Origin of the sequence: Neobacillus sp. OS1-32, assembly GCF_030915425.1 — a bacterium.
Classification (GTDB): domain Bacteria; phylum Bacillota; class Bacilli; order Bacillales; family Cytobacillaceae; genus Neobacillus; species Neobacillus paridis.
In genome coordinates, this window is the sequence record NZ_CP133263.1 from 2,195,786 (window position 1) to 2,208,656 (window position 12,871).

Annotated in this window: 11 protein-coding genes; 3 read left to right on the plus strand and 8 right to left on the minus strand. The window is 43.1% G+C overall.

Annotated elements, in window-relative coordinates:
* Window positions 1–105: 105 nt before the first annotated feature.
* The 7 genes from RCG24_RS11085 to RCG24_RS11115 form a co-directional block, all read right to left on the minus strand.
* Window positions 106–897, minus strand: a complete 792-nt coding sequence (locus RCG24_RS11085; protein ID WP_308076946.1) for a lipid II flippase Amj family protein — start codon at window positions 895–897, stop codon at window positions 106–108.
* Window positions 898–1,693: 796 nt separating this feature from the next.
* On the minus strand, window positions 1,694–3,229 hold the full coding sequence (locus tag RCG24_RS11090; RefSeq protein ID WP_308076947.1) for a solute symporter family protein: 1,536 nt from the start codon (window positions 3,227–3,229) through the stop codon (window positions 1,694–1,696).
* Window positions 3,229–3,555 carry a DUF485 domain-containing protein gene (locus RCG24_RS11095; protein WP_235888157.1) on the minus strand — a complete coding sequence of 109 codons (327 nt, stop codon included), beginning with the start codon at window positions 3,553–3,555 and terminating at the stop codon, window positions 3,229–3,231. The genes RCG24_RS11090 and RCG24_RS11095 overlap by 1 nt, the downstream gene beginning before the upstream one ends.
* Window positions 3,556–3,679: 124 nt before the next feature.
* Window positions 3,680–4,444, minus strand: a complete 765-nt coding sequence (locus RCG24_RS11100; protein WP_202655023.1) for a LytR/AlgR family response regulator transcription factor — start codon at window positions 4,442–4,444, stop codon at window positions 3,680–3,682.
* 1 nt (window position 4,445) lies between these two features.
* Entirely contained in the window at window positions 4,446–6,191 is a 1,746-nt protein-coding gene (locus RCG24_RS11105; RefSeq protein ID WP_308079152.1) for a LytS/YhcK type 5TM receptor domain-containing protein, read from the minus strand.
* 5 nt (window positions 6,192–6,196) lie between these two features.
* Window positions 6,197–7,744 (minus strand): solute symporter family protein, encoded by a 1,548-nt coding sequence (locus tag RCG24_RS11110; RefSeq protein ID WP_202655021.1) that lies wholly within the window; start codon window positions 7,742–7,744, stop codon window positions 6,197–6,199.
* Window positions 7,662–8,015, minus strand: a complete 354-nt coding sequence (locus tag RCG24_RS11115; protein ID WP_308076948.1) for a DUF485 domain-containing protein — start codon at window positions 8,013–8,015, stop codon at window positions 7,662–7,664. The genes RCG24_RS11110 and RCG24_RS11115 overlap by 83 nt, the downstream gene beginning before the upstream one ends.
* Window positions 8,016–8,355: 340 nt before the next feature.
* On the opposite strand from RCG24_RS11115, the gene adhP reads away from it, so the two are divergent.
* The 3 genes from adhP to RCG24_RS11130 are packed head-to-tail and all read left to right on the plus strand — an operon-like array spanning window position 8,356 to window position 11,320.
* Window positions 8,356–9,366, plus strand: coding sequence for an alcohol dehydrogenase AdhP (adhP, locus tag RCG24_RS11120; protein WP_308076949.1), 1,011 nt, complete (start codon window positions 8,356–8,358; stop codon window positions 9,364–9,366).
* Window positions 9,367–9,409: 43 nt separating this feature from the next.
* Entirely contained in the window at window positions 9,410–10,927 is a 1,518-nt protein-coding gene (gene adh / locus RCG24_RS11125; RefSeq protein WP_308076950.1) for an aldehyde dehydrogenase, read from the plus strand.
* A 36-nt stretch (window positions 10,928–10,963) separates the two neighbouring features.
* Window positions 10,964–11,320, plus strand: coding sequence for a DUF779 domain-containing protein (locus RCG24_RS11130; RefSeq protein WP_308076951.1), 357 nt, complete (start codon window positions 10,964–10,966; stop codon window positions 11,318–11,320).
* Between the two features lie 74 nt (window positions 11,321–11,394).
* On the opposite strand, the gene RCG24_RS11135 is transcribed toward RCG24_RS11130, so the two are convergent.
* The gene (locus RCG24_RS11135) at window positions 11,395–12,846 is read right to left on the minus strand and encodes a sigma-54-dependent transcriptional regulator (protein WP_308076952.1); all 1,452 of its coding nucleotides are present in this window, start codon (window positions 12,844–12,846) and stop codon (window positions 11,395–11,397) included.
* Between the last annotated feature and the right edge of the window lie 25 nt (window positions 12,847–12,871).

Consider the following 12,871-nt stretch of genomic DNA (forward strand, 5'->3'; position numbering starts at 1 on the left):
TCCAACTATTATTATATCATGTCATATAAGATTCGGAAGCTTATTGCCTCCTCAAAGTATTATTGCTTCCAATTTTGTTCCACAATAAACACTAACATACGAATCCTAAATAATTTTTGCAATAAATACGATCAAATACGAAGCAGGAATAATTAACAGCAGCGAAGCGAATGTTCCTAGTGTTTTACTTCCAACCATTCCAATCACCACTGTTCGAAAATCTTCCTCTGTACATTTACCTTCCATCACATCATCAGTCATAATCGATAACTGCGGATCGATAAAGATCGACATGAGAATCGTCGCAAAACCATTTATGATGGACGATAAGGTAATACAGGTAGCCCTAAGGTCCGGAGCAATACTTCCGGCATAAATGGGCGCCAATGCCCCTACGGTTAACAAAGCAACAGCAATAACATTATAAATAATAATTTTCCCGGGTAATTTCCTGAACTTAAAGCCTGTTATATTCTCTTTTACCGGAATGGCAACACAGTCCTTGATATAGTGAATTCCCGCTTTTGAAAAACTATGGATGACAAGCTTTGGAATTGACCGATCAACGGAGAAACGTAATACTCCTTTAAAAAAAAGTCGCTGAAATGTTGGGATTAAGAATGCCCCGACAATAGTTGCAGCACCCGATACGATAATAATTCCATTAAAAATTTGTAACAAATGACTGGAGCCGGTATGATGTTCCACATATTTTGTTAATAGCGGCACCTGAAAGGTTACGGCCATCCTGGAAATTAGGGATAAGATATTAAATACGGCAAATGAAACAGCGATTTTCCCTGTTCTGACCCCAACCATTCTGACAGAATACGCTAATGTGCCAATTAAAGATATGATAAAGTTTAATATTAAGACAATGATAATTTGGGAACTCACAGTCTTTCCTCCCATTTATAAAAAAGCATGATTAAAATCGTAGATCGGCTCATGGTAATTATTTTAAGTTATTTTAGCTTGCAACAGGTGATTGGCGCATGTTAATGAATTATTTTTTAAATATAGTAACATCTTCAATGCGAATGGAATGAACTTCACCACAATGTAAGCAAAATGTATAAATTTTGTTGGAACCTTTAAGTGACATTTTATTCGGTTTTACAGGCATATAGTCTGTTGCTTCGGTAAACTCGCTACTCCCACACTTCGAACATACTTCATTTATTGAACTCATCGTCCACAACCGCCTTCTTAATTTTTCTTTTCCTTTCCATAAAACTTAGTTCTGAGTCGTTTACGAAAAATTTAAGATTACTTTAACATAATATAGGAAATTCCGAAATTATTACTTTGATACATATTTTAAGGAACCTATTCTTAACACGCAACTTTTAATTGCAAAACCGCTTAGCACAATTATTTCGCCTAGCAGTCCGTGTATCACAGAGAAAAAACTAAAAAAGCAGATGGAGAAAAATCACCGTTTTTTCCATCTGCTTTACCACGTATTAACGGGAGGTAGAACCAGTCTAGTTTACCCAACGCTTATGAATCTATCCATTTCAGTCAGTAAGAACCGGACTAGTTGACCGAACGCTTGAGCACCAGCCATTTCGGGCAAGTAGAGCCCGGCTACTTCACCGAGTGCTTTAGAACCAGCACTTTACGAGCAAGTAGAACCCCACTGATAAAATTTTTATGGTTCCATAAAATGGCCATTCATATCCTATTCAGATCACGATTGTTCATTATAGCCAATATTTGCTTTTACCTTTACTTCCGCATATCTGACAGGATCTGATTCCTTCGATAAAATGGTTCCGATATATCCGCCTAAAAAGCCGAGTGGTACCGAGATTAATGCCGGGTTGGCCCATGGGAAGATCGGCTCACCGGTAATTAAGGCAGCACCAGGGACCGGAGACATAACGCTTGGGCTTAGGGCAACCAAGACAAGTGCCGAGATCAGTCCTGCTAAAATGGCGGTAATCGCCCCGGCTGTATTAAATCGCTTCCAATAAACAGTATAAAGGATCACCGGTAAATTCGCGCTTGCCGCGATACAAAATGCTAAGGAAACGAGGAAGGCTACATTTAGCTTTTGGGCACCCAAGGCCAAAATAATTGAAAGGACGGACACTGCCAAAGAAGCATTACGGGCAGCCATCATTTGCTGACGCTCAGTTACCTTTCCTTTTTTAATAATTTGCGCATATAAATCATGAGCAAAGGCTGATGCGCCTGATAAAACAAGCCCGGCAACAACGGCTAAAATCGTCGCAAACGCAACCGCAGAAATAAACGCAAACAGTAATTCCCCACCGATCGCCTCAGCCAGCAGCGGCGCTGCCATATTCCCTCCAGGGTTTGCCTCTAAAATCTTGGTTTGACCGACAAATGCCGCGGCCCCGAAACCGAGGAAAAGGGTTAGAATATAGAAAATACCAATCGTCCAGGTTGCAGTGATAACGGAACTTCTTGCTGTTTTTGCATCCTTTACGGTGAAAAAGCGCATCAGAATATGCGGCAAACCGGAAGTTCCCAGTACCAAGGCAACCATCAGAGAAATCGTTCCAAGGCCGTCTTTATATTGAATGCCAGGTTTAAGATAGGCGGCACCATGACTGGTAGCCAATTTTACGGATGTAAACATCTCCCCGATATTAAAATGAAACTTCCATAAAACAAGGAAGGTCATAATAATCATTCCGGCCATCAATAGAACCGCTTTGACAATTTGCACCCAGCTGGTGGCAATCATTCCGCCAAATAAAACGTAAATCGTCATCATCACACCAACGATTAATACGGCAATCCAATACTTAATTCCAAATAACAATTGAATCAGTGCACCCGCGCCGACAAGCTGGGCAATCATATAAAAAATAACAATCGTAATCGTACTTAGGGCAGCAGCTCCCCTTACCTTCTTGGCATCAAAGCGAGCATTGATCATATCGGCCAGTGTATATTTACCTAAATTTCGTAACGGCTCAGCCACTAAAAACATCACAACCAAATAGGCAATCAAAAACCCAATGCTGTAAAAAAAACCGTCAAAGCCATTTAAGGCAATGGCACCGGCAATACCTAAAAACGAGGCTGCGGACAAATAGTCACCGGAAATCGCAATTCCATTTTGGAACCCGGTTAAACCGCCGCCTGCGGTATAAAAGTCGCCGGTTGTTTTTGTATTTTTAGCAGCCCAGTACGTGATCACAAGGGTTAATAAAACAATGGCCAGGAAGAGAGCAATAACCGTGATATTCATTAGGCGGCTCCTCCTTTTTGAATTTGATTTTTAATGATGAGTTCTGCTTCTTGATCCAGTGCACCAGCTTTTTTGACATAAACAATTGATAACACAAATGTCATCACAAATTGTGCAAAAGCAAAGAGCCATACCCAGGAAATATCACCTATTGCCGGTGTATTAAGAAAAGAAGTATAAGAAGTGCAGATTGGAAGTAAAAAGTAGAATACGAGAAAAAAGATGGTGTAAGGCAAGATAAATTTCTTTCTTTTTGTCATGAATTGCTGAAACTGTTCACTTTGTTCCACTTGGACATAATCGACTTTCTGATTTTGACCATTCAAATAAATCATCCTCCTTTGTTTATCGCTGAAAGCGCTTACCCTAATTATATGAATTTTCAATTATTTTACGGGGATTTTTGTTTGAATGGTCGATATAAATGCATAAATGGTTTGGTATTCGGGATTAATGGTTATTTTCAAACATTTGAAACAGCATTTTCCGTGCTGTCCGGCTGACCGGAATCTGGATGTGCTCCATATCTTTGAGTGTGATATTGCTCGTACCATTAAACCATGGAGTGATTTCCTTAATATAATTCAAGTTTACTAGATAGCTGCGATGGGTGCGGAAAAAGGGAAACCCTACAAGCTTTTTTTCCAAGTCCTGCAGCGTCATTCGACTCATAATCACTCTGTCTTTTGTATGAATTTCCAGTATCCGCTTGTGCGGCATCGCAAAATAAATCATATCCGGTGAAATAACAACCGTCCGCTCTCCATCATCAATCAGTAATTTCACCGGCCCGGAAGATTTCGGATTGGAAACATAGGGTTCCATTAGCTTCCGTTCCCGCTGCCTTAACTGGTTTCGCAGGCGTTTCATTGCTTTTTGAAAACGCAGCTCATCAAACGGTTTTAACAGATAGTCAACTGCTTCCAGGTCAAAGGCCGCAATCGCGTACTCATCATAGGCTGTTGTAAAAATAAATAATGGCGGATAATGAACGGCTTGATCAATCAGCTTTCCCGCTGCCTCAATCCCGGATATACCGGGCATCTGGATATCAAGAAAAATAACATCCGGTTCGTATTCGCTGCATAATTCGAGCAGCTGCTCCCCCGTTTCCGCACTTGGGCATAGTTCCACATCCTCTTCCTGCGATAACAAATAGAATAATTCTTTTCTCGCCATTAGCTCATCTTCGGCAATCATCGCATGAATTTTCACCTTAAAACCCCCCTTTTAGGTTTAGATCTTCCATTGGAATTTGAAACGAAACCTCACTTCCTCCTGAAGCAAGATTACCTACGTGAAGTTTCGCCTCTTCACCCAATAAACTGATTAAACGCTGATTAACATTGAATAAACCCATCCCACTATTTTGGTGTTCATTCAGTGGTTTATTCGTCACCTCGTTTAGCAGCTCTGGTGGAAAGCCGCAGCCATTATCGCGGACGATCACGCGCAAGCGGCCGTCCTCTTGTTGAATCATGACCTCTACTTTTCCATCGCTGGCAATATTGCGAAGCCCATGCTGAATGCAATTTTCAACCAGCGGCTGGATCGTCGACGGCGGTATAAATACATTCGGAATGGTTTCCGGACACCGAAAAACAATCTTCAGCTGATTGGTAAATCTCGCTTGGATAATTTCCATATAGGCATTGACATGATCACACTCTTTTTCCAGTGGTACGAGCGGATTGGACACCAGCTTTAGATTAAAACGCATATATTGCGCCAGCTGGACGGTGATGTGACGGGCTTTTTTTGGATCTTCGCGAAATAAAGTAGCAATCAAATGTAATGTATTAAAGAGAAAATGAGGGTTAATTTGGGCTTGAAGATTTCGCAGTTCCGCATCACGAATATGAAGCTTCAAGCTTTGCGCAGCTAACACGTTCAGCTGGTTGGAAAGTAATTGCCCCAAACCTTGTGCTAAAACAAGCTCAACAGGGCGGATATGATGGGCTTTTCGGAAATAAAAGGTGATCAGCCAGATCACATCATTTGCTTCTGTAATGGGGATCATAATCGCCGCTTCAAATGGACAGCTCTTATGAGAACATTCAATTTGCGAACGGGTCGTGGCTACTTTCATCTCCTTTGTCTCCATCGCTTCATGGGCAAGCGAAGGACCCACGGGCTGACCCGGTTGGTGATGGTCATCACCTATTCCGGTGTAGGCCAATACTTCCTGTTTATTCGCTACCGACACGGCCGCAAGCTTTAACCGCTCTCTTAATAGATTACTAAGCCCGGCAGCCATTTCTTTAGAGTGATGCTTTTTTAAAAATGGCAGTGCCTCTTCCGCAATGGTTAATGCCTGCCTCGTTGCCTGCGCCGCTTCATTCTCCTGCTCCTTGAGGACAATCGCAATCATCGCGGTAAAAATGGCAATCGCCAGACTATTGGACAACACGAGCGGCAAGCCGATTTTATCGATAATGTCACTCCCCACCGGTTGCAAAATAAGCAAAAGATGCATCTGCAAAATGGGCGGAAAAACACCAATAAATAACGCTTTTAACGGCGAAATAACCCGCTCCTGAGAAAAAAAACGGGCCGTCAATCCCGCCAGCAGACCGGTTAATGGATTGACCAAACCATTGGCCAGCCAGCCCACCCCGCCCAAAAACAATAAATGAATTCCGGCAACCAGCCCGGCCCCCGTACCAACAATCGGACCGCCGAGGAGCCCGGCAATCACAACCGCGACAAGACTTAAACTTACCACTAATTGGTCTTTTTCAACTGCCGTCATGACAAAGGCAAAATGACTGACCGATTCCCCATCGATCACCACGCCTGCCATCGTGCCGGCGATTCCGAACAAACCAAAAACGCCCGCATGAACAAGTGACATCTTCAGGTTAAATTCTCGGTTTAACAATGTTTTAAAGCCTGGAAACCTGGTCAGGACAAAGGCAATAATCAATAATAAACCAAGGCGTTCAAATAAAAGTATCGTCATTTCTTTCACATGCTTTTACCCCTCATATCAATTCCCGTTTGTGCTTTAATAAAAAATGGTGCCATTTCTTCATCCGCCGACTGGGATGATTTTTGAAAAATTAGACTAGCAATGATCGCACTAAAAAAACCAACAGGGATGGCAACAATACCAGGATTATATAACGGAAAGAGCGGTTTACTGGTAATCCAGCCACCGTTCGGATTCATAATATGGGGTCCTAAAATTAAACAGGCCAGCGATACAATCATTCCGGTCACCATCCCCACGATTGCCCCTGTTTGATTAAACCGTTTCCAATAGATTGTTAATAAAAGTACCGGAAAATTACTAGAAGCAGCAACTGTAAAGGTTAATGACACCAAAAAAGTCACATTCATATTTTCCATCCGTAACGCAAATATCGTAGAAATCAAGCCAATTCCCAGGGCCGACCATCTTGCCGCACGCAGCTGGTCCTCCTCTGAGGTTGTCCCTTTTTTCATAATATGATGATAGATATCATGTGAAAAAGCGGTTGTCGCGGAAATCACCAATCCTGCAACAACGGCTACGATCGTGGTAAAGGCAATCGCCGAAATAAACGCTAAGAGAAAGTCCCCGCCAAGTTCCTTGGCCATTAATGGGGCTGCCAAATTTCCGGTGGGGTCCGCTGCTACCAATTTTTGATAACCGATTAAGGCAATGGCCCCAAACCCGAGGACCAGCGTAATCAAATAAAAAATCCCGATGATCCATGTAGCACTAAGGAGTGACCGACGCACTTCCTTCGTATTTTTCACGGTAAAAAACCGAATCAGAATATGCGGCAGGCCGGCTGTTCCAAGCAATAAGGCAAGCTGCAGGGAAACTAATTCTACCGGGCTGTTGAGCAGCTGTCCAGGGATAAAAAATTGCTCACGGAGCGGCGTTTGCTGGATGATTTCGGTCATGACGGCAGAAGGACTCCAATGAAAACGCGATAACACGATCAGGGATAGCAGGAAGGTTCCAGATAGGAGAACGACCGTTTTGACTATTTGCACCCATGAGGTGGCAATCATCCCGCCAAACACCACATAAATCGTCATCAGGCCGCCAATCACGACAACAGAAATCGAATAATCAATATTAAGCAGTAAACGGAGCAACAAACCGGAAGCAACTAATTGCGGAATCATATAAAGAAATGAGATTAATAAAGTCCCAAACGCCATAACAGAGCGGATGCTGTTACGATTAAACCGGTAACAGACGACATCCGCCAGCGAATATTTTCCAAGATGGTGAACCGGTTCGGCGATTAAAAACATCACAACCAAATAAGACACCAAAAAGCCGACAGAATACAAGAAACCATCATATCCATTAATCGCAATGGTGCCGACGACTCCCAAAAAAGAGGCAGCACTGATATAATCACCGGAGATTGCCAATCCATTTTGAAAACCTGTTAAGCTCCCCGCAGCCGTATAAAAGCGGTTCGTTGTCTTACTTCGCTTTGCCGCCCAGTATGTAATAATGAGGGTGCATACAATGATACAAATGAAAAACGTAAAATAGGTAAGATTCACATTCTCCCCCTTGCTTCATTTCTTCTTGCAGCCTGTCTAAATCGTTAGCCTTATGTGCGTAAACGCTTCCCAAAATCCAAGTCATCGGGATTTGAGCAAAAGCAAAAATCCAGCCCCATGTTAATCCATTGAAATAGATGGACCGATTCATCCATTCGGGAAAGAAAGTTAAAGAAAAAGGCAGACCAAAATAAAAGACGAACAAGAAAATGAGACTATTGATCAGGAATTTTTTTTTCCGTTCCATAAGTATCCGGATCTGCTCTTCCATGCCAATCCCCCCAAGCCGCAATACTTTTTCAGTAAATTCCCTATATTTTGAATATAACGAAGCTCTAACAGGATGTAAAGAGGAAAAAGAATTCTTCGAGTGGAGCAACTATGGTTGTGACGATTTCATACCGCCATGAAAGATCCTTCTATTAATATCTTTAAAATATCGAAGTCGTAGATTTATCGGCTATTTCAGCCAATAGTTTGGAACATTCAGCCAAAATTTCGGCGGAAGAGGCCAAGTTTTAATTATTTTTCCCAATATTTCTAATCTTCTTAAAGTTGGTATGGTACTTGCATTATAGGAAAGCGTACGAACAAAACAAGGGGGAATGAAAATGAAAGCAGCAGTTGTTAATGAGTTCAAGAAGAATTTGGAGATTAAAGAAGTGCCAAAACCAAACTTGGAGTATGGCGAAGTGCTGGTGAAAATTGAAGCCTGCGGCGTCTGTCATACCGACCTTCACGCGGCACATGGAGATTGGCCGGTAAAACCAAAACTCCCATTAATTCCAGGGCATGAAGGCGTAGGAGTTGTGGTAGAAGTTGGCGACGGTGTCAAATCGCTGAAAAAAGGTGACCGGGTTGGGATCCCATGGTTATATTCCGCCTGCGGTGAATGTGAATATTGTTTAAGCGGCCGGGAAACGCTTTGTCCGCATCAGCAAAATGGCGGATATTCCGTGGATGGCGGTTATGCAGAATATTGTAAAGCACCAGCAGATTATGTTGCCAGAATTCCTGATGGTCTAGACCCGGTGGAGGTCGCTCCGATTCTCTGTGCAGGTGTCACAACCTATAAAGCTCTTAAAGTATCAGAAGCTAAACCCGGTGACTGGGTCGCGATTTTTGGAATTGGCGGCCTCGGTCATATCGCCCTTCAATATGCAAAAGCAATGGGCTTCAATGTTGTGGCGGTCGATATTCATGACGAAAAACTAGAGTTGGCAAAAGAGTTAGGTGCAGATCTGACCGTTAACGGTATGATAACCGATCCGGTTAAGTCGATTAAGGAGGCAGTAGGTGGAGTTCAAGCTGCCGTTAGTGTCGCTGTCACCAAAAAGGCATTTGAACAAGCCTATCAATCTATTAAACGCGGAGGCACAATGGTTGTCGTTGGTTTACCGCATGATGAACTGCCAATTCCGATTTTCGATACCGTCCTCAATGGTGTAACGGTAAAAGGTTCGATTGTAGGCACGAGAAAAGACATGCAGGAAGCACTTGATTTTGCCGCGCGGGGAAAAATTCGGGCGCAAATCGAAACAGCCCCGCTTGATTCTATCAATGAAGTTTTTGATAAAATGGCAGCCGGCAAAATCAACGGGCGCGTCGTATTAAAGATGTAGTAATGTTTTTATATTCAACTTAATAGCAGGAGGAAACAGTGTAATGATATATTCTAAACCAGGAGAACCGGGATCAGTTATTACCTTTAAAAAACGCTATGAGAATTATATCAATGGTGAATGGACGGCACCGGTTGGCGGGAAATATTTTGAAAATATATCACCGGTAACGGGTGAAGTGTTTTGTGAAGTTGCCCGTTCATGTGAAGCGGATATTGAAAAGGCATTGGATGCAGCACATGCGGCAAAAAAAGCCTGGGGCAGTACCTCTGTTGCAACGAGAGCGGTCATCTTAAATAAAATTGCCGACAGGATGGAAGAGAATTTAGAAAAGCTTGCAGTCGCCGAAACTTGGGATAATGGAAAAGCAGTGAGGGAAACCTTGAATGCCGATTTACCTCTTGCTATTGATCATTTCCGATATTTTGCGGGAGCGATTCGCGCACAGGAAGGCTCCCTCAGTCAAATTGACAATGATACCGTTGCCTATCATTTTCATGAGCCGTTAGGTGTGGTCGGCCAAATCATTCCATGGAACTTTCCATTATTAATGGCTACATGGAAAATTGCCCCTGCATTGGCTGCCGGGAACTGCATCGTTTTAAAACCAGCGGAACAAACACCCGCATCCATCATGGTACTAATGGAATTAATCGGGGATTTATTGCCGCCGGGCGTCCTTAACATTGTCAATGGTTTTGGTTTGGAAGCAGGAAAACCCCTTGCCTCCAGCAGCAGAATTTCCAAGATTGCTTTTACCGGAGAAACGACAACAGGCCGTTTGATCATGCAATATGCTTCACAAAATATTATTCCAGTTACACTTGAGCTCGGAGGCAAATCACCAAATATTTTCTACGAAGATATTATGGAACAGGATGACGCATTTTTAAATAAAGCCGTCGAAGGCTTTGTGTTATTCGCCTTGAATCAAGGAGAAGTTTGTACCTGTCCTTCGCGGGCACTGATTCAAGAGTCGATTTTCGATCAATTTATCGAACGTGCCCTGGAAAGAGTGAAACAAATTAAGACCGGAAATCCGCTTGATACGGAAACCATGATGGGAGCACAAGCCTCCAATGAACAAATGGAAAAAATTCTTTCCTATATCGATATTGGGAAACAAGAAGGGGCAGCACTGCTGACAGGCGGTGAAAGGAACGTCATTGCCGGATTCGAAAACGGTTATTATGTCAAGCCGACCGTTTTCAAAGGGAGTAATCAAATGCGGATTTTCCAGGAGGAGATTTTTGGTCCGGTTGTGTCTGTCACAACTTTCAAAGATGAACAAGAGGCCTTACAAATCGCCAATGACACATTATACGGGTTGGGTGCTGGGGTTTGGACAAGGGATGGAAGCAAGGCCTACCGCACTGGCAGAGCTATTCAGGCAGGACGTGTGTGGACAAACTGTTATCATGCCTATCCTGCTCATGCCGCATTTGGTGGCTATAAAATGTCCGGGATTGGCCGGGAAACCCATTTAATGATGCTGAGCCACTATCAACAAACGAAAAACCTTTTAGTTAGCTACAGCCCAGATGCACTGGGATTCTTTTAAAAATCTCGTTTGAAACCAGTAAATAGGGGGATATGAATGGTCGAACGGGTAACAGCAACAAATGAGGCACTTCAATTAATCGGGAAATTAACGGAGAAACATGGCCCGTTATTGTTTCACCAATCTGGAGGCTGCTGTGATGGCAGCTCTCCTATGTGTTATCGCCAGGAAGAGTTTATGATCGGAAATTCTGATATCTTGCTCGGTGAAATCGGGAATTGTCCTTTCTATATGAATCGGGCGCAATTCAATTATTGGAAACATACTCAGCTCATCATCGATGTGGTCGAAGGAAGGGGCGGAATGTTTTCCCTGGAAGGCCCCGAAGGAAAACGCTTCTTAACGCGTTCCCGGGTCTATACGGAAGCGGAGCGAAAGGAATTAGGACTCTAAATAAGGGGGAATGATCACCGTTTTGGGAGGTAAACTGGAAAAACGCAAAAGCAAGTGGAGCAAAACAGATGCCGTTACTCCACTTGCTTTTTATTTTTTTCATTTAATAAATACCGCAATTTTCGGTCGGTGATCCCTAGTAGTCGTGCAGCTTCCGCACGATTGCCAATTGTTTTTTTCAAGGCCTTTTGAATAAAGGTATTGGTTGTTTCCGTTTCCAGTGATTTCATCATGGCAAGTACCTTATGTAAACCAAAAGTTTCTTCCTTTTTCCACATTTCCAGCATTTCCAGCTGCCACTTTTTTAAGTATTCTTCAAATCCCAATTTGATATCAGATGTATCGACCGTAGCAGCTGTTTCCTGTTTGGAAGTGGCTGCAGTTAATTTTGCCGGAAGGAATTCCGGAGTAATGACCGATGTTTCGCCTTCTGCCAAAGCCGCAGCTCTTTTGATGACGTTGACGAGCTCTCTGACATTTCCCGGCCAATTGTAGTGTTGCAAATAGTTCAATGTCTCTTGGGTAAAGGTAAGTTTTAACCCCTGTTTCTCCATGTAGAAATCGATAAAGTTCGGGATATCCTCGAGCCGTTTTCGTAATGGTGGAATCGTCAGTTTGACAACATCCAGCCGATAGAGCAGGTCTTCTCGGAAAGTTCCTCTGGCAACTGCTTGCTGCAGGTCCACGTGGGAAGCGGCAATCAGCCGTGCTTTGCTGCGTTCGGTGTGTTCCCCGCCAACTTTGATATACTCTCCTGTTTCCAGGACCCTGAGAAGTTTGACTTGGGTCGCTAAGGAGGCCTCGCCGATTTCATCGAGGAATAAGGTTCCCTTCCCTGCCAGTTCAAAATAACCTTTGCGCTCCCTTGCTGCTCCCGTAAAGGCCCCTTTGGTATGACCAAATAATTCACTTTCCAGCAAGTTTTCAGAAATGGCGCCACAATTAACAGCCATATAGGGGGAATCCCTTCGCAAGCTTGCTTGATGGATATAGTGAGCAAGTACTTCTTTTCCTGTCCCAGTTTCTCCTTGAATCAATACAGTAACATTTTTTTGCGCAAACTTATATGCCAATGTATATAATTGATTCATTTCTTCATTTTTCCCGATAAAACAATCAAGACGGCTGGCCAGCTCATGAACACAATTAACGGCAGGCGCCGGTCCGTTTCCTAATAATTGGTCGGCAAGATTCTCAATATCCTCAATATGATCAAATGGCTTTTCAATAAAATCGTCGGCTCCCAGCTTAATCGCCTCTACAGCTGTTTTAACGGTCCCATAGCCAGTCATGACGATGACTTTACAAAGCGGCTGGGTTTCTTTTAGACTTTGCAGAATTTGCAGGCCATTGCGGTCGGGCAGCCGGACATCCAGAAAAGCTAAATCAAATGCCCTGTCCACTATCAGCCGGTCGAATTCTTTCCCGCTCGTACAAACGTTGACGGAATAGCCTTTATCAGATAAAAGGTGGCTAAGGAAATGGCAAATTTCTTTTTCATCGTCAACTACTAAAATATCTGGCATTTTTTCACCTTCCTTTTTCTTCCAA